The sequence below is a fragment of the Chelatococcus reniformis genome (assembly GCF_014640075.1).
Taxonomy (GTDB): Bacteria; Pseudomonadota; Alphaproteobacteria; order Rhizobiales; family Beijerinckiaceae; genus Camelimonas; species Camelimonas reniformis.
The window spans coordinates 132,245-149,472 of record NZ_BMGG01000001.1 but is presented as its reverse complement, the minus strand read 5'-3'; the positions used below and the strand labels follow the sequence as shown (position 1 = coordinate 149,472).

Annotated in this window: 14 protein-coding genes; 10 read left to right on the top strand and 4 right to left on the bottom strand. The window is 68.6% G+C overall.

The window, feature by feature from the left end; genetic code table 11:
- The first annotated feature begins 69 nt into the window (after positions 1–69).
- The 4 genes from IEW34_RS00660 (at position 70) to IEW34_RS00645 (ending at position 4,175) form a co-directional block, all read left to right on the top strand.
- On the top strand, positions 70–1,137 hold the full coding sequence (locus IEW34_RS00660) for a catalase family peroxidase (protein ID WP_188607210.1): 1,068 nt from the start codon (positions 70–72) through the stop codon (positions 1,135–1,137).
- Positions 1,134–1,697, top strand: coding sequence for a cytochrome b (locus tag IEW34_RS00655; RefSeq protein WP_188607209.1), 564 nt, complete (start codon positions 1,134–1,136; stop codon positions 1,695–1,697). The genes IEW34_RS00660 and IEW34_RS00655 overlap by 4 nt, the downstream gene beginning before the upstream one ends.
- 218 nt (positions 1,698–1,915) lie before the next feature.
- A complete protein-coding gene (locus tag IEW34_RS00650) occupies positions 1,916–3,364 on the top strand; it encodes a 4-hydroxyphenylacetate 3-hydroxylase N-terminal domain-containing protein (protein WP_188607208.1) in 1,449 nt (482 codons plus the stop codon).
- 130 nt (positions 3,365–3,494) lie between these two features.
- Positions 3,495–4,175 carry a DedA family protein gene (locus IEW34_RS00645; protein ID WP_188607207.1) on the top strand — a complete coding sequence of 227 codons (681 nt, stop codon included), beginning with the start codon at positions 3,495–3,497 and terminating at the stop codon, positions 4,173–4,175.
- Here IEW34_RS00645 and IEW34_RS31025 read toward each other — a convergent pair.
- Entirely contained in the window at positions 4,167–4,760 is a 594-nt protein-coding gene (locus tag IEW34_RS31025) for a helix-turn-helix transcriptional regulator (protein ID WP_308424350.1), read from the bottom strand. The genes IEW34_RS00645 and IEW34_RS31025 overlap by 9 nt on opposite strands.
- 393 nt (positions 4,761–5,153) lie before the next feature.
- On the opposite strand from IEW34_RS31025, the gene IEW34_RS00635 reads away from it, so the two are divergent.
- Positions 5,154–6,269, top strand: coding sequence for an HlyD family secretion protein (locus tag IEW34_RS00635; protein WP_308424349.1), 1,116 nt, complete (start codon positions 5,154–5,156; stop codon positions 6,267–6,269).
- Entirely contained in the window at positions 6,250–7,917 is a 1,668-nt protein-coding gene (locus IEW34_RS00630; RefSeq protein WP_244641662.1) for an MFS transporter, read from the top strand. Before IEW34_RS00635 ends, IEW34_RS00630 begins: the two co-directional genes overlap by 20 nt.
- Positions 7,918–8,145: 228 nt before the next feature.
- Here IEW34_RS00630 and IEW34_RS00625 read toward each other — a convergent pair whose 3' ends face one another.
- The 3 genes from IEW34_RS00625 to IEW34_RS00615 all read right to left on the bottom strand — a co-directional run bounded on the left by IEW34_RS00625 (position 8,146) and on the right by IEW34_RS00615 (position 11,411).
- Positions 8,146–9,429, bottom strand: a complete 1,284-nt coding sequence (locus IEW34_RS00625) for an acyl-CoA dehydrogenase family protein (RefSeq protein WP_188607206.1) — start codon at positions 9,427–9,429, stop codon at positions 8,146–8,148.
- Between the two features lie 118 nt (positions 9,430–9,547).
- Entirely contained in the window at positions 9,548–10,768 is a 1,221-nt protein-coding gene (locus IEW34_RS00620) for an acyl-CoA dehydrogenase family protein (protein WP_188607205.1), read from the bottom strand.
- Between the two features lie 22 nt (positions 10,769–10,790).
- The gene (locus IEW34_RS00615; protein ID WP_188607204.1) at positions 10,791–11,411 is read right to left on the bottom strand and encodes a peroxidase-related enzyme; all 621 of its coding nucleotides are present in this window, start codon (positions 11,409–11,411) and stop codon (positions 10,791–10,793) included.
- Positions 11,412–11,707: 296 nt separating this feature from the next.
- On the opposite strand from IEW34_RS00615, the gene IEW34_RS00610 reads away from it, so the two are divergent.
- From IEW34_RS00610 to IEW34_RS00595, 4 genes are all read left to right on the top strand, one after another.
- A complete protein-coding gene (locus IEW34_RS00610) occupies positions 11,708–13,042 on the top strand; it encodes a sugar ABC transporter substrate-binding protein (protein ID WP_188607203.1) in 1,335 nt (444 codons plus the stop codon).
- A gap of 115 nt (positions 13,043–13,157) precedes the next feature.
- Positions 13,158–14,498: a sugar ABC transporter substrate-binding protein gene (locus tag IEW34_RS00605; RefSeq protein WP_188607202.1), complete on the top strand. Its 1,341-nt coding sequence runs from the start codon at positions 13,158–13,160 to the stop codon at positions 14,496–14,498.
- Between the two features lie 41 nt (positions 14,499–14,539).
- Positions 14,540–16,186, top strand: coding sequence for a sugar ABC transporter ATP-binding protein (locus IEW34_RS00600; protein WP_188607201.1), 1,647 nt, complete (start codon positions 14,540–14,542; stop codon positions 16,184–16,186).
- Positions 16,183–17,175 carry an ABC transporter permease gene (locus IEW34_RS00595; protein ID WP_188607200.1) on the top strand — a complete coding sequence of 331 codons (993 nt, stop codon included), beginning with the start codon at positions 16,183–16,185 and terminating at the stop codon, positions 17,173–17,175. The genes IEW34_RS00600 and IEW34_RS00595 overlap by 4 nt, the downstream gene beginning before the upstream one ends.
- Positions 17,176–17,228 lie beyond the last annotated feature (53 nt).

The window sequence follows — 17,228 nt, the reverse complement described above, 5'->3', positions numbered from 1 at the left end:
CGGCGCGTGCTAGCATCATCGCTGATTTTCCCTGCGGGGCTGCTCCGATACTCCCATCAAGGGTGCCGAATGCCCGATTCGTCGCAACCGTCAACGCAGCCGTCCATCGGCGCTTTGGCATTGATTGCCGTCATTGTCGCCGCCGGTGCCGGCGCCTTCGCCTACACGGCCGGATGGCTCTCCCCGGGCCGGCTGACGCCGGCCCGGCTCGTCAACTCCCTCGCTCCCCCCGGCGGCGCCGTGCCGGGCCACCGCCGCAACCACGCCAAGGGCATCTGCTTCACTGGCGTCTTCGAGTCGAATGGCAACGGCGCCGAGTTTTCGCGGGCACAGGTGTTCGCGCGCGGCCGCTATGCGGCGCTTGGGCGCTTCAATCTCGGCAGCCCGGATCCCGTTGCGCCGGATGCGGCCGTGCGCGTCCGGGGCATGGGCCTCCAGCTCTCGACTCCCGACGGCGCGGTATGGCGCACCGCGATGATTGATCCGCCGATCTTCGCGGTGGCCACGCCCGCGGCGTTCTACGAGCTGCAGACGGCGTCGCACAGTCCCGATCCCGATGCGATCAAGCGCTTCGTGGCCGGCCATCCGGAGTTCATGGCGTTTGCCGATTGGGCCAAGCACGCGCCATGGACAGCCAGTTATGCCCAGGATGCCTTCAACGGTCTTAACGCCTTCATCGTCGTCGACGCGTCCGATGCCCCGAGGGCGGTGCGCTGGTCGCTCCGGCCGCAGGCCCCGGTGGTCGCGGTGACCCCGGACGCACTCGCCAAGCTCGGTCCGAACCATCTCGAGCAGGAGATCGCGGCCCGGGTTGCCCAGGGCCCGCAGCGCTGGACGATGGTACTGACGCTCGCCGATCCGGGCGACCTCACCGCAGATCCCAGCAAGGCATGGCCGGCGGGGCGCCGCTCCGTCGACGTCGGCACCCTCGTCGTCGAGCAGATCGAAGCCGAGCGCGACGGCCCTTGCCGCGACATCAATTTCGACCCGACCATCCTGCCGGACGGCATCCGCCTCTCCGACGATCCGTTTCCCGCCGCCCGGTCGGCCGCCTATGCCAGGTCGTACGATCTGCGCACCGCCGAGACCAAGCACTACCCCTACCACGAGCAGCCAACCGCGGGGGGCCGGCAATGATCAATCCCGCCAAGCGCTTCACCGTCCCTCAGCGCGCGTTACACTGGCTGATGGCCGCCTGCATTCTGGCGATGCTGTTCATCGGCGTCGGCATGGTGTCCACCGTCACGCCCGCGTATGTGCCCCTCGTGGCCACGCACAAGACGCTGGGCATCGCCATTCTGCTGCTGGCGCTGATCCGCCTCGCCGTCCGCCTTCGCAGCGGCGCACCCGCTCTGCCCGCCGATCTGCCGGCGCCGATGAAACGCGCGGCCGAGCTGTCGCACTACGCGTTGTACGCGCTGATGATCGCCATGCCGCTGATCGGCTGGGCCATGATGTCGACGGCCGCCTACCCGGTGGTGCTGTACGGGGGCATCCGCCTGCCAGCTATCCTTCCGCAGAGCAGCACCCTGCATGCGCTGCTCTGGGACGCGCATGCCTACCTCGCCTTCGCGTTCTTCGCCCTCATTCTGCTTCACATCGCGGCGGCCCTGTTCCATGCACTCGTCCGGCGGGACGGGGTGTTCTCCGCCATGGCGCCGCTGCCGTCGCGCGGCGAGAGCGCTCCCGCCGAGTGAGAGGGCATGCACGCACGGCACGGAGGTCGTGCGTCGGCGTGGCAGCACCGTAACATAATGTATGTTACACGGGAGGCGAGTGACACGCAGCCCAAGCCGCTGGCCTGACGGCCACGCGGTCGTGCGCAGCGCGGCGACTCTGGGCCGTGGCGCAGAGCGTTATCGCCCAAAGACTCAATATACTTAAGTCACGAAACTTAAGTCGCGGGGAGGTTAAAATGGCTTTGAAGACGCCTGAGCAATATATCGAATCGCTGCGGGACGGCCGCGTCACCTATTGGGATGGCGAGAACATCGCGGACATCACCAAGAATGCCCGCTTCAAGGTGCCGCTGGACCTGGTGGCCAACGATTATAGATACGACGATCCCGCGGCTGGCCGCCTGCGCCGTTACACCACCGAGGACGGCAGCGAGGCGCATCGCATCTACGAGGTGCCGCGCACCCCGGAGGACCTCAACACCCGCATCGACCTCCTGCGCCACACCTCGATCGGTACGGCCGTCTCCGGCGTGTTCATGGCCTTGATGCAGGTCAAGGACGCGGTAGCCGAGGTCAACCCGATGTACGCCGAGAACATCGAGCGTATGTACAAGTATTGCCGCGACAACGACCTGCGCGGGGCCGAGGTGATCACCGACCCCAAGGGCGACCGCAAGCGCCGCGCCCATGAGCAGGACGATCCCGATCTCTACGTCCGCATCGTCGAGCGCCGCAAGGACGGCATCGTCGTGCGGGGCGCCAAGCTGCACATCACCGCCGCCTCGGTGATCCACGAGCTGGTTGTCATGCCGACCAAGGGCATGCGCCAGGACGAGACCGACTATGCCGTCTCGTTCTCGATCCCGGTCAATGCCCCGGGCGTCAAGATCATCAACCGCAGCTTCGCCCCGGCCGAGCTCAACGCCTTCGACTATCCGGCCAGCGCCCACCACAGCATGCCCGAAGGCCTCGTGGTCTTCGACGACGTGTTCGTGCCGTGGGACCGGGTGTTCCTGGCCGGCGAGGTGCAGCTCGCCAGCCGGCTGGCCCAGTCGCTGGGCCTGTGGGAACGTACCGGCGGCCTCATCGGCGCCGTCAACATTTCCGAGATGTTCGTCGGCCTCGCCCAGCTGGTGACGGAGATGCAGGGCAAGGAGAGCGATGCGGTCGCGCAGAACTCCATCGCCGAGCTGATCACCTACGCCGAGATGCTGCGCATGTCGCTCGACTACGCCACCCGGCACTACGAGACGACGCCGTCCGGCATGGTTCATCCGAACACGCTCGCCGTGAATGCAGCCAAATACTACTATGCCGCCAACTACCATCAGACCGTGCGCTACCTGCACGACCTGAGCGGCGGCCTGGTGCTGACGCTGCCGCTGGAGAGCGACCTGCGCAACGAGGAGTCCGGCAAGTACATCCGCAAGTACCTGGCGACCAAGAAGAGCGTGGACGTCGAGACGCGCATGCGCGTCTATAACCTGATCCGCGACCTCACCGCCGATGCCTTCGGCGGCTGGCACTTCGTCGTGGCGCTCCAGGCGGGCGGCGGCCTGCCGGCCCAGCGGCTGATGATGAACCGGCTCTATCCGCTGCAGCAGGCGCGCGAGCGCGCCCTGGCGGCGGCCGGCGCCACCCGCCGCCCCGGCGACGGCTCGCAGGCCAAGATCGCGGCGGAATAGGCGCCGCACGCAGAGCCGCTGCTGCCGGGCGGGATAGATGGCCCGGCAGCGTCGGTGCGTCGCCGCGCTGTCGCCCATCGCAGCGGTTTGCTATGCCGGACGAGCGAATGGATGAGGGCGAGGCGCCAGCGTGACGGGCCATACACAGCTTGCACCCTGGCTGCACGAGTATATTCAGCACTACGGCGCGTGGGCGGTCGCGGTCGCCATCTTCCTGGACTCGCTGGGCGTTCCGGCGCCGGGCGAGATCATGCTCATCGCCGGGGCCGGGCTGGCCTCGCAGGGCCAGCTCGATCCGACCGCGCTCCTTGTTGGCGCGTGGTGCGCGGCTGTTCTCGGCGACAACGTCGGCTATGTGATCGGGCGCAGCCTCGGCGCCGAGGCCATCGTGAGGTTCGGCGCCCGGGTGGGCATCACCGCCGGTCACTACGCCTGGGCGGTCGAGCGTTTCCGCCGGTGGGGGCCGGCCGTGGTCGCGGCGGCGCGCTTCGTCGTCGTCCTGCGGCAGATCAACGGTCTCGTCGCCGGCAGCCTGCGCATGCCGTGGGCCGTGTTCGTGGCCTTCAATGCCATCGGGGCACTGTTGTGGGTCGGCTTCTGGGGAAGCGTCGTGCTCGCCGTCGGCGCCCATCGGCACGAGCTGAGCCGCTTCGTTCACGAGCCCCTGCTGATGTTGGGCGTTGCGATCGTCGTGGCGCTCGGCGTCGGCGCCGTCCGCTACCTCCGCGGCCGACACAGCCGCCGCGAGGCAGCGCCCGCGACGCACGATGTGGCCGACGGTGCGCCTGGAGACGGCGGGCCCTCAGTCTAGCTTCGCGGAGGTTGCGGCCCGCCCGCCGATATCGTGCGGCCGGTTCAGCGCCCGCCATTGCGCCGGCGTCTCGCCGACGAAGCGCTTGAACACGGTCGTGAAGTGCGCCTGCGTGTGGAAGCCCACGCTGAGCGCGATGGCCACGATCGGCTCCGCGGTCCGGGCGAGCAGTCCCTGGGCATGGTCGAGGCGCCGACGCAGGACGTATTCGTGCGGCCGCAGCCCGGTGGCCGCCCGGAACTGGGCGGCGAAATACATCCTGCTGAGCCCGGCAGTCTTGGCCAGGTCGAGCAGCGGCAGGGGCTCGCCGATGTGCTCGTCCACGTAGGCCGTGATGCGCTTCAGCCGCCAATTCGGCAGTGCGTTGACCGGGGCGATTTCCCCCCCCGCCGCTCGGCTGGGGTCGGCGAGGCGCCTTGGAGCGGCGGACGACGCCCTCCCGCTCCGACGTGCCGTTCGCGCCGGCGGGATCGAGCGCGGGGCATTCGCCGCCAGAGGCATCCTGTCGCCCGGCGCCGACTTGGGCGGGTCCGACGCGGACGATCGATCGGTCGACGCTGCGGGCGGGCCGTCCGGGTTCAGCAAGCACGGACGCTCCTGCGGACGGCGGCTCTCGCATGGCGCGGAGGCCCAAGGGCGTCGCCACCGGCCTTGCCTGTCGCTCGTTGATCGTCGGGCGGGTCGTCATCGGTCTGCCCTTTCGGAACCTTCCTGTTGTCGCATCTATCTGCAGGCGTCAGGCGGTCCGCAGTAACCCAAACGTTGGTATGAATTGCCCTAAATCAAAAATAGGAAGCAGTTGTAAGTGTGCCCGGGCGATCTGAATACACGAAGATCCGGCGACGTGTCGCGTAATTGTTAAAGTCTTGGCCGAGCCGACATCATCGCAGAGCTTGCGTCGAGACGATGCCGATCTCGGCACGATCAGATTCGAGCGTTAGCTTGGAGCGAGACAGGCGCACATCGGAGTAGTCCGTCATGGCCATGGTCGAATCCTCCGTCAGCACCTATGCGCCGCCGGTGCCGGAGCCCGCCGTCCCGGTCGCCGGCGGCTTGCGCCGCTTGGCCATCCCCGCGGCGGCCATTGCTGCGGTGGTCGGGCTCATCGCATTCTCCAGCGACCGCTGGGGGCGCTGGGTGAGCCAGGCTGCGGTGCAGTCGAGCGACGACGCCTACGTGCATGCCGATGTCTCCACGCTCTCAGCCCGCGTCAGCGGCAACGTGCGGCGCGTGCTGGTGGACGATTTCGCGCCGGTGACGGCGGGGCAGGTGCTCGTCGAGATCGATCCGGCCGATTATCAGGCCGCCGTCGACGGGGCGCAGGCGGCGGTGGCCGGAGCTCGTGCGGCGTTCGACAACCTCGCCAATCAGGAGGCGTTGCAGAATGCCCTGTCCCGGCAGGCCAAGGCGCAGCACGATGCGGCGCTCGCCGCTCGGACCGAGGCGCTCCAGGAGCGCAACCGCCAGCAGACGTTGGTGCAAGGCGGCATCGCCGGCACGCTGCAAAAGCTGCAGCAAGTAACGGCCGCCTACGACGAGGCGGTGGCGAGCGCGGCGGCGACGGACGCGGCGACGGAGGCGCAGCAGCGCCAGCTCGACGTCCTGCTCGGACAGGAGGGAACGCTGCGCGCCAATCTCGACGCAGCGCAGGCCAACCTGAAGAGCGCCCGGCTCAAGCTCGGCTACACATCGGTCGTGGCCCCTTTCGACGGCGTGGCGAGCACGCGGCAGGTGCAGCCGGGCGACTACGTCAACATCGGCACCAACCTCCTCTCCGTCGTGCCGGTGCCGAACGTCTATGTCATCGCCAACTTCAAGGAGACCCAGCTCGCCCGGGTCGCCGCAGGCCAGCCGGTGGCCATCGACGTCGACACCTTTCCCGGGCAGACGCTGCGCGGCCGGGTCGGGCGCCTGTCGCCGGCGAGCGGCGCGGTCTTCGCTCTGCTGCCGCCGGACAACGCGACCGGCAACTTCACCAAGGTGGTGCAGCGCATTCCCGTCCGCATCGAGATCGACCCCGGTCAGCCGCTGGTCGAGCGCCTGCGCGCTGGCATGTCCGTGGAGGCGCGCATCCATGTCGACGGCGATCGTTGAGAATATGACGCCGCGCCCGGGCGGATCCTTCGGGCTCGCCTGTCCGCGGCCGGTCTATGCCGCCGCCGCCGTCCTGCTCGGCTCCTTCATCGTCGGCTTCGACACGCGCCTGTTCTCGGTCGGCCTGCCCGACCTGCGCGGCGCCTACGGCCTCAGCTTCGATCAGGGCGCGTGGCTCAACACCTTTGCTACGGCGCCGCAGATCCTGATCGCGCCGGCGGTGGCCTGGCTCGCCGCGACCTTCGGCGTGCGACGGCTGCTGTTCTGGCCCAGCCTCACCTATGCGGCGATCTCCCTGGCGGTGCCCATGGTTCACACCTGGGAACTGCTCGTCACGCTCCATGTGGTGCGGGCGCTGCTGCTCGGCGTGTTCATCCCAGCTACCATCATGATCATCTTCCGCAACCTGCCGATCGGCTGGTGGGTGCCGGCGCTGGCGATCTACGCCTTCCGCCTCACCTTCTCGCTGAACACGGGTCCGCTGCTGATCGGGCTCTACGACGCGCACCTGGGCTGGCAGTGGATCTACTGGCAGGACATGATCCTGGCGCCGATCGTCGGCCTCCTGGTGCGGCTCGGCACGCCCCGCGAGAGGGTGGACGTGGAGTTGCTCCGGCGTGCCGACTGGGGCGGCATGGCCCTGCTCGGCACGGGATGGATGCTGATCTACGCCGCGCTCGATCAGGGCAATCGCCTCGATTGGTTCGAGTCCGGCCTGATCACCTGCCTCATGGCCGGCGGGGCCGTGCTTGTCGTTCTCTTCTTCCTCAACGAGCTGCTGGTGCGCGCGCCGTGGGCGAGCCACAAGGTGATCGCCAAGCGCAATGTCAGCCTCGGCATTCTCATCATCTTCGCCTACACGGCCACCAGCTTGTCGAACTCCCAGCTGGTGCCGGGTTTCCTGATGAGTGTCATAGGCTTGAGGCCGGAGGAGATCGGCTGGACGGTGTTCGTGACCAGCGCCTTGCCGCTGCTCGTCACCACGCCGCTGGCCGTCCTGCTCCTCGGCCGGCTGGATGCCCGGCTGACGATGCTGATCGGCTTCATCGCCTTCGCCGTCGCGGCTAAGCTCGGAATGGGGCTCACGACCCTGTGGGCGCCCTGGACCTTCGCGCCGATGATGCTGCTCCAGTCGATCGGCCAGGGCTTCACGCTGCTCGCCGCCATCGTCTTCATCCTGGCCAGCTCCGACCCCAAGCAGGCGACGGCGGCGGCCGCCTACATCCAGGTGGTGCGCCTCGGCGGCGCCGAGACGGCAACGACGCTGATGGCAACCTTCCTGGTGCATCGCGAGCAGCTGCATTCCTACCTGCTGGGGCTCAACATGCCGGCCGGAGGCGCAAACACCCATAGTGCGCTGGACCGGCTGGCCCATGCCTTTGCCGGCAGCGAGAGCTCGCCCGAGGCGCTCGTCGCGCGCGGCCTGTCGAGCCTTCACGCCATCGTCGGGCAGCAGGCCAATGCGCTGGCCTATATCGACGGCTTCCAGATGGCCTTCTGCATCGCTCTTGCCGGCCTCGTGCTGGTGGCCTTGCTCGGCCGTGTGCCGGCCGGACCGTTGTCGCCGCATCCGGGCCGCTTGCCGGCGGCCGCGCCGCCGGCGCCGGCAGGCGGCCGGACGGCCGCGACACAGTTCCCCGCCAAGTAATCACGCGCCTGGTTGCCGTTCGGTCAGATGCCGTCGATGCGCTTCAGCTGCGAGCGGCGGCGGGCGCGACGCCGGAATCCTGGGCCGCTGAAGGCCGTGCCCTAAAGAGCGCACGCCGCCGACGGCGTGGCCGCCGCAATACCTCGCGCGACGTCGCCGCCTTCCTCTCCTTCATGGCGGCGAACCTACTGCGCGATCCGCCGCCATCGGGCGCTGGCGCGGCCGCTCTCAGGTGACCGCCCGGACCGCGGTGCGCCCCTTTTCCGGACCGGCTTCCAGCGTCGGCGCAGCGGGCGTCCCGATGCGCCACTGGTAGGGCGGCAGGGTGCCGTTCACGGCGAAGTCCCCGACGATGCGGTCCTTGTAGATGCGCGGATTGTGGGAGGACAGGGTGCGGGCGTTGCGCCAGTGCCGGTCGAGACCCGCCGGCTTTTTGGTGGCCGACGCGCCGAGCGCATCGAACAGGACGGTCGCCGCTTCGAGAATGAGGTTGCTGACCACCGTCTGCGCTTGCGCGGTTTCCAGCTCGGCGACGGCATTGGCACGCTCCTCGGCCGCGGGATCGCCGGCGAAGCGGGTATCGAAGGCTCGTTGCAGCGAGGCTGCGGCCTGCAGCACGATGGCGCCGGCGCAATAGGCGGCGCCGCGGATGCGGCCCACCACCTGGAGCACCTGCGGGTCGCGGCTCGAGCGCGGTGCGGCGGCGTGCGTGTAGGTGCGCGTGCGCCCCGCCACGGCCGTGGCGACGTCACCGGCAATGGCGCGGCCGATCCCCGCCAGCGTCGCCAGTTGGACGAGCTGGTAGAAGGCGGCCGAGTATTTGAAGCGGTCCTCGTCGGGCAGAATGTCATCCGCCGCGACGGCCACGTCGGTGAAGGTGGTGGTGCCGCTGGCGGTCAGGATCTGGCCGAAGCCGTCCCAGTCGTCCACCACCGAGACGCCTTCGGCGCTCCTGCGCACGAAGGCCGAGATGCGCTCGCCGGTCGGCCCGGTGGCGCCGACATCGATCCAGTCGGCGAACAGCGAGCCGGTCGTGTAGTATTTGGCGCCGTTGAGTACCAGCCCGCCGCCCGTGGCACTGACGCGGGTCGAGAAGCCATCGATGTTCGCATCGCCGATCTCGGTCCAGGCGCTGCCGGCGATCTCGCCGTGGGCGAGGCGCGCACTCCAGCGCTCGCGATGCGCCGGCGCCCTGACGTTGAGGACGTCCTCGGCGAAGCCGAAATGGGCGCGCAGCGCCTGGGTGACGTTCGAATCGGCCTCGGAGAGCTCGATCAGCAGGTTGAAGAATTCCGGCAGGCTGGCGCCGTGGCCGCCGTCCTCACGTGGCACGCGGACCGCGCCGAACCGCGCTTCCTTGAGCCAGCGGATCGGCTCGTGCGGCAGCTCATGATCCAGTTCCCGCCGCAGGGCACCCTCGGCGATCCGCGCAAAGAGGGGGCGAAAGCGGCCGGCGAGGGCCTCGTAGCCGGGGCTCGGGCCTGCGCCCCACGCCAAGTCGATCTGACTCATGCAATCCTGACCTTCGGTGGTTCGGGGAGGGGCGGTTCCCCGCCGCCGCAGCGGGCCGATCCGGGGAGCCGCGATCATATCGTGTGTCGCCGCGATGCTGCCGCTCGGGAGCCGAAGCTCACGCGGGGGCGTCGAGGGCGCCGAGGTAGGTCCGCCCGATCACGTCGTAGGAGGCGTCGGTGTTCGGCGGGTGGAACGGCCCGGAGCGGACGTCGCGATAGAGGCGCTCGAGCTCGTTGCGGCGGTAGAGCGACGAGGCGCCGGCTATCTTGGTGGCGAGGTCCACCACCCGGCGCGCACCGTCGACCGCATGCTGCTTGGCCGCCAGCAGCTTGGCGCCCCAATAGGGACCGTGGTCGGCATTCTCCGACCACTCGACGGCAACCCGGTCCAGCAAGGCCCAGATGCTGTCCAGCTCGATCGCCGCCTGCGCCACCGCCGTCTGGGTTGGCCCGTGGTAGGCGTAGGTCTTGCCGCGGAGTGCCGGCGAGGTGCGGCGCTTGGCACCATCCACGGCGAGGTCGAAGGCCCGCCGGGCGATGCCGTAGTAGACCGCGGCGATCGATGGAATGGCGGCGCCGAGGATGCCGTCGACGAACGGATCGACCGGGGGGCCCGCCGGCAGGATGCGCGTGACGTGCGCGGCGTCGGCAACCACGCCCTCGAGAACCGTGTCGTCGCTGCGCGTCGCCCGCACCCCCAGCGTGTCCCAGGTCTCCTCGACCCGATGACCCGGCGCCCGGCGCGCGATGAAGGCATGGACGATGCGGGGATTGGCAGGGTCCGAGCTGTCCAGACCGTGGATGCCCAGCCAGTCCCAGACCGGCGAGAGCGAGGTGAAGGTCTTGCGGCCGGTGAAGCGGTAGCTGCCGTCGCCGAGCGGCTGGGCGTCGACCAGCGATCCGGCCAGGCCCAGATCGTTGCCGGGCTCCCCATGGCCGGCGGCAAACACCTTGCCGGCCGCTGCCTCCTGGAGGATCCAGTCGGCGGAGTGATCGCCGCGGCGCCATAGATGGGCGGCCGTGCCGGTCCAGTAGAGGTGCATGTTGATGGCGAGCGCCGTCGCCGGAGCGTGATAGGCGAGGCGCACCTGTTCACCGAGCAGTTCCGGCAGGGCGAGCCCCGCGCCGCCGAAGCTCTCGGGCACGGAGGCGAGCAGATAGCCCGCCGCCTTGAGGTCCTCGAAGTCCTCCTGGAAGAAGCGGTTGTCACGGTCGTAAGCAGCCGCGCGCCCCGCGAAGCGGGCGAGCAGCTCATCCGTGAGCGTGCGTCCGGTTGCGAGCGGCGCGCCCGCCGGCGTCGCAATATCGGCCCGGATGTCGCGGGTGATCTGGTTCATGTGCGCATCCCTCCACGATCGGTCAGGCCGAGAAGAACTGTGCGTCCGGCACCACGTTGAGCGCGATGGTGAGCCGGTTGGCGTAGCTGAAGAAGGCGGAGATCTCGAACACCTCGGTGATGGCCTTGTCGGTGAGGCCCAGCCGGCGCAGGCGCTCGATCTCGGCCTCGCCGACGGCGGTCGGACTGCGGGTCAGAAGATCGACGGTCTCGGCCAGCGCCTGCTCGCGGTCGGAGAGCCGGACGTGTCCGTAGCCCTGGGCAATGCGCTGAGCGCGCACCTTGTCGCCCAGCGCCGAGGCGAGCGCCTGGGTGTGATTGAAGACGCAGTAACTGCAATGATTGGCCGCCGAGGTGACGACGGCGATCAGCTCACGGTCGGCCGCGGTGAGGTGGCTGTTTTTCGGATCGAACAGATGCCGGTAGAATTCGACGAGCCGGTAGGCCGTGTCCGGATTGATCGCCAGGGCGCTCAGCCAGTTGGGCACGAAGCCGTAATGCGCCCGAAAGTCGTCGTAGAGCGCGCGCACATGCGCCGGTAGACCGGCCTCATCGGGGAGCCCCAGGCGGGAGACCGGCTCCGCATCGTCGACGGTGCCTGCCGGAGATGCAGTACGATCGTGCGCAAGGGAGAGATTCGACATTGGTGATCTCCTACGTCTGTCGGGCGATGCTTTGGGTAACTCATGTAATATCTATGAGTACGGAAACATAACGCGCTTCACTTGAGTGATTCAGGATTCCGGTGGCGCTGTCGCGATGGCGCTCGGTCGCGAGGCAGGCGACGGCTCGGGTCGCCCCGGGCGCGATCCTACATGTCGTACGCCCGATGTTAACAGCGAATATTTTGTCATATTCTGCGGAAAATAAAGTAAGACTTTCTTGCGGGACGCGAATACGCTTGTTTGCGTAGAAGATAAATCTAATACTCGGAGTGCCCTTGCCCGCTTATACCGATCCCCGGCATTTTCCGGCTTTCGACAACAAGCGCGTCGTCGATGCGCACCTCGATCGGCTGGACACGCGAGGCGTCTCCCGCCGCGATTTTCTTGCGCTGGCTTCGGCGGGCGCTCTCGCGGGGGCGGTGGCCGGCGCGGCCGGCCTGCCCGGCGCCGCCGTCGCCTCGCCGGACGGCAAGCTCGTATATCTCGCCTGGACCTCGCGCGTCGAGTACATGATCCAGGCCGGCAAGGCGGTCGAGGCGGCGAGCAAGGCGCTCGGCCTCGGCTACGCCTTCCTCGACGGCCAGTTCGACAGCCAGCGTCAGCTCAACCAGTTCGAGCAGCAGACGACAACCGGCGCGGCGGGCGTCATCCTGCATGCCTCCGACGGCAGCGCGCTCAAGCGCATCGCCCAGCTCTCGCAGCAGAACAAGGTCTATTTCGCCAATGTCTGGGCGACCTTGCCGTGGTTTACGCCGTTCGACGCGAGCGATTACTACACGCTCTACGCCGTTCCCGAGGAGTTCTCGGCGCACCGCGGGGTGACGGCGGAGCTGCTCAAGGCCGTCACGGCAAGCTTTGGCGGCGGAGACATCCTTGGCGTGACCGGCGTGCCCGGGTTCTCGACCGATACGGTGCGCAGCCGCGGCCGCGACGCCGCCTTCAAGGACTTCCCGAAGACCCGGCTGGTCGGTCAGCTTCCCGGCAACTTCAACCGGGAGGATTCCCTCAAGGCCACCGAGGATCTCCTGGCGCGCCACCGCAACATCGTCGGCGTGGTGGCGCAGAACGACGACGTCGCCCAGGGCGTGATCGCCGCGCTGAAGGGCGCCGGCCTCCGGCCCGGCAAGGATGTGCTCGTGGTCGGCGCCGATGGCACGAGCGAGGGCGCCACGGCCATCGTGCAGGGCTCGCAACTCGCCACCAGCGCCAACAGCCCGGCCTTCTTCGGCGCCTTCTTCACCGCTCGCCTCTACGACGTCACCCACGGCTGGACGCCGCGCGCCGCCGAGCGGCTGCTCTACTGGCGCTCGGTCACCACCACCAAGGACAACGTCGACGTCTATGTGAAGCGCTACGTCGACAACAAGGGCGTCGAGCCGTTCGACTACCGCAAGCTGTCCAAGGTGCTGCACCCCACCGACTGGGATCCGCAGGCCGAGGTCTTCCCGCTCGACATCGACCAGGAATGGGCCGGCATCCCCAAGCCGGAAGGCTGGACCTACCCCAAAGCCTACAGCGACGCCAAGGCCAACGGCGAGTGGGAGGCCGTGACGGCTGAATACCGGGATCACTACAAGATCAAGTTCTTCGGTCCCTCGCCCAACAGCTGATCCCGTCCTCCCCGCCGGTCGGCGGGATCAAGTTCGACGGCCCATCCCCGAACCACAAGACCTGACGTCTTGTCCGTCACCCCGTGGCCTAATGCCCAGGATCCGCTTCGCGCCGATGACCCCCATCAAGCCCTCCGCCGCCTTTCCCGACTTCGAGGACCGCAAGATCGTCGACGGCTATCTCGACCGGCTGGATACCCATGGCGTCTCGCGCCGCGACTTCCTGGCGCTCGCCTCGGCCGGCGCGGCCGCGGGCGTGGCGGCAGCCGCCATGGGCCTGCCCAGCGTCGCGGTCGCCGACCCATCCGGCAAGATCGCCTACCTCGCCTGGAGCGCCTGCACCGAGTACAACCAGCTGGTGAGCAAGGGTGCCGAAGCCGCGTCCAAGGCACTTGGCCTGAACTACGTGTTCCTCGACGGCCAGATCGACAGCAATCGCCAGCTCAACCAGTTCGAGCAGCTCACCACCACCAAGGCGGCCGGCGGCTTCTTCAACATCCTCGACGGCAGCGCCTTGCGGCGGGTCGGGCAGGTCGCCAACGACACCGGCACCTATTTCGGTGCCGTGTGGGACAGCGTGGCGTGGTACACGCCGTTCGATGCCGGCGACTATTATACGCTCTATGCGGTGCCGGAGGAGGACGAGGCGCATCGCGGCGTCAGCGCCGAGGTGCTGAAGGCGGTCACCGCCACGTTCGGCGGCGGTGACGTCGTTGCCCTCACCGGAACACCCGGCAATTGGTGCGAGAACGCCCGCAACCGTGGCCGCGACGACGCCTTCAAGGATTTCCCGAAGACCCGGCTGGTGGATCAGCTTCCCGGCAAATGGCTGCGCGAGGAATCGCTGAAGGCGACCGAGGACCTGCTTACCCGCAACAAGGCCATCGCCGGCATCATCACCCAGAATGACGACGAAGCGCAGGGCGCGCTCGCCGCGCTGCGCAATGCCGGCATCCGCCCCGGCCGGGAGGTGTTCGTCGGCGGCGCCGACGGCACCTCGCTCGGCGCCCAGGCCATCAAGCGCGGGCTTCAGACGGCGACCAGCGGCAACAGCCCGGTCTTCACCGGTGCCCTGTTCGCCGCCCGCATCCACGACGTCACCCACGGCTGGCGGCCCAAGGCCGCCGAGCGCCAGCTCTACTGGCGTGCGATCACCGTTACTGAAAAAAACGTCGACGGCTACATCGACCGCTATGTCGACAACAGGGAGGTGGAGCCGTTCGACTACCGCAAGCTGTCGCGCGTGCTGCATCCCAACGACTGGGATCCGCAGGCGGATGTCTATCCGATCGACCTGGAGCGCCATTGGCGCGGCTATCCCAAGCCCGATGGCTGGGCGCCTCCCAAGGCGTATGCCCATGCCAGGGCGAGCGGCGAATTCGAGGCGGTCAAGGAGGAGTACGCGGACCACTACCGGATCAAGTTCGACGGCCCCTCGCCGAACCGGAAGGTCTGAGCTCGGATGCGCGCCATGGCCGGGCAGGCGCCGGGACGCCCATGACGACCTCCGGCCCGCTCTTACCCGCCGCGCCCGGCCTGCTGTTCGAGGCGGAAGGGCTCACCAAGCACTACGGCCCCAACCCGATCCTCCAGGACGTGGGTTTCGCCGTGCCGCGGAACAAGGTCGTCTCCTTCGTCGGCGAGAACGGCGCCGGCAAATCGACCCTGTTCAACATTCTGAGCGGCATCGTTGCGCCCGATGCGGGACGCATGCGCATTGGCGGCGTCGCCTACCAGCCGCGCGACTATGGCGAGGCGACTCGTCGGGGCGTCGCGCGGGTGTTCCAGGAACAGTCGCTGATCCTCAACGTGCCGGTCTACGAGAACCTGCTGATCGGCCAGGAGGCGCGCTTCGCCCGGCTGGGGCAGGTGCTCGATCGCCCGGCAATGATCGCCGCGGCCGAGCGCATCATCGACGACGCCGGGCTCGACGTCGATGTGCGCCGCCGGACGGGCGACTACGATTTCTCCAAGCGCCAGTCGATCGAGATCGCCCGGGCGTGCCTCGCCGGCATTCACCTGGCGGCCATCGACGAGCCCGTCGTGCTGCTCGACGAGCCGACCTCGGCCCTCGACCGGCGCGACGAGGAGGCGTTCTTCCGGCTCGTCGCCAAGATCAGGGCGCGCGGCTCGCTGTTGTTCGTGTCCCACCGCCTGACCGAGGTGCTCGACGTCTCCGACGTGATCTATGTGCTGAAGGACGGGCGGTTGGTCGCCGAACTCGCGCCGGGGGGCACCAGCGAAGCGGACCTGCACGGCTACATGGTGGGCCGCGAACGGGCGGCCGACTATTACTACGAGCGGCGCCAGCGCGTTCTGGCCCCCGCCGCCCCCGTGGTGTTGCAGGCCCGGGCGTTGGCGCGGGAGGGCGCCTTCGAGCCCATCGACCTCGCCGTGCGCGCCGGCGAGATCGTCGGCATCGGCGGCCTGCTCGATTCCGGCAAGAGCGCCCTGGGCAAGGCGGTGGCCGGCGTCGATCCGCCGACTTCGGGCACCGTTTCGCTTGACGGCGGCCCGGACGCGCAGCCGGACATCGGCCGCTTCGTGCGCCAGGGTCTCGGCTACGTGCCGGCCGAGCGCATGGCCGAGGGACTGATTGCCGATGCAAGCGTCGCCTGGAACATCTCGCTCGCCAGCGGCGCCGACCTGTTCTCCAACATCCTCGGCGTCTGGCGTCGCCGTCGCGAGATCGCCATCGCCGAGCACTACGTGCGCAGCCTCGCGATCCGCTCGGCGGCCGCGGATGTGCGCGCGGCTCGCCTCTCGGGCGGCAACCAGCAGAAGGCGGTCCTGGCACGCTGGCTCTGCCGCGAGCCCAAGGTGCTGGTCCTCGACAATCCGACGCGGGGCGTCGACGCGGGCGCCAAGGAGGAGATCTACCGGCTGGTCCGCGACCTTGCCGACAAGGGTGTCGCGATCCTGCTGATCACCGACGAGCTGCTCGAGCTCATCGGCCTCGCCAACCGCATCATCGTCCTCCAGCGCGGCCGGCGCGTCGCCGAGGTGCCCGCCCCCGCGTCCGCCAAGCCGACCGAGCGCGAGCTCGTCGCGCTGATGCTGCCCCAGTCGGGGCGCGCCGACGGCGTGCCCGGGCCCGCCGTCGCAGATCCTGTCGATCCGAATGAACCGGAGCTCGCACGATGAGTGTCGAAGCCGACACCCTGTCCCCGCCCGCCAGGCACCCGCTGCGCCTGCCGCGTCTCGACAAGAGCCTGTGGCTGCCCATAGCCGTCGTGGCGGTGCTGATCGCCTTCTTCTCGGCGACGACGGACTCCTTCGCCACCCTGCGCAACTTCACCGCCATCAGTGGCCAAGCAGGGGCCCTGCTGATCGTGTGCCTCGGCGGCACCTTCGTCATCCTGATGGGCAGCATCGACCTTTCGGTCGGAGCTATCGTGCTGTTCGTCGCCGCCGCAAGCGTGAAGTTGCTCAACCTCACGGGCGTCGGCGGCGGCGTGCTGTTCGTCGCCGCCGGCATCGGCCTTCTGCTCGGCCTGTTCAACGGTGTGATCTATGCGTATGGCCGCATCCCCTCGTTCGTGGCGACGCTGGGCACGCTGTCCATCTTCAGCGGGCTCGCGCTGCAGATCCTCGAAGGCCGTGCCATCCAGTTCGACCTGCCGGGCTTCGAGGAGATCGCCATCGGCCAGCTCGTGCCGCGGCTGCCGAACATCGCCCTGTGCGCGCTGGTGGCGTGGGCGCTCGCCGTGCTGATCGCCACACGCACCCGCTTCGGCCGCTACATGTATCTGATCGGGGGCGGCGAGACGGTGGCACGCACGGCCGGCATCCCGGTTCGGCGCTACAAGATCTACGCCTTTGCCCTGTCCGGCCTGCTCACCGGCATCGGCGCGATCCTGATGGTGGCGCGGCTCGGTGCGGCCGGACCGTCGATCGGCCAGGAGCTGCTGCTCAACAGCCTCGCGGCGATCGTCGTCGGCGGCACCTCGCTTGCCGGCGGCGTCGGCGGACCACATCGCACGCTGATCGGCGTCCTGATCATCGCCATTCTCGACAACGGCCTGAATTTGCTCGGCGTGACGCAGTATTCGCAGATGATCGTCAAGGGTGTTGTGGTCATCGCCGCAGTGCTCGTCAGTCGCGAGCGCATCCTCGGCGCTATCGTCAAGTAACCGCATCGTAGGCCACCGCTTCGCGGGCGCCGAGAAATGCGGGCCGAGCGCGG

Coding starts and splice junctions, on each gene's coding strand:
- IEW34_RS00605 (WP_188607202.1), top strand. CDS start 13,158: ATGACCCCCATCAAGCCCTCCGCCGCCTTTCCCGACTTCGAGGACCGC.
- IEW34_RS00595 (WP_188607200.1), top strand. CDS start 16,183: ATGAGTGTCGAAGCCGACACCCTGTCCCCGCCCGCCAGGCACCCGCTG.
- IEW34_RS00650 (WP_188607208.1), top strand. CDS start 1,916: ATGGCTTTGAAGACGCCTGAGCAATATATCGAATCGCTGCGGGACGGC.
- IEW34_RS00600 (WP_188607201.1), top strand. CDS start 14,540: ATGACGACCTCCGGCCCGCTCTTACCCGCCGCGCCCGGCCTGCTGTTC.
- IEW34_RS00620 (WP_188607205.1), bottom strand. CDS start 10,768: ATGAACCAGATCACCCGCGACATCCGGGCCGATATTGCGACGCCGGCG.
- IEW34_RS00635 (WP_308424349.1), top strand. CDS start 5,154: ATGGCCATGGTCGAATCCTCCGTCAGCACCTATGCGCCGCCGGTGCCG.
- IEW34_RS00655 (WP_188607209.1), top strand. CDS start 1,134: ATGATCAATCCCGCCAAGCGCTTCACCGTCCCTCAGCGCGCGTTACAC.
- IEW34_RS00615 (WP_188607204.1), bottom strand. CDS start 11,411: ATGTCGAATCTCTCCCTTGCGCACGATCGTACTGCATCTCCGGCAGGC.
- IEW34_RS00660 (WP_188607210.1), top strand. CDS start 70: ATGCCCGATTCGTCGCAACCGTCAACGCAGCCGTCCATCGGCGCTTTG.
- IEW34_RS00625 (WP_188607206.1), bottom strand. CDS start 9,429: ATGAGTCAGATCGACTTGGCGTGGGGCGCAGGCCCGAGCCCCGGCTAC.
- IEW34_RS00630 (WP_244641662.1), top strand. CDS start 6,250: ATGTCGACGGCGATCGTTGAGAATATGACGCCGCGCCCGGGCGGATCC.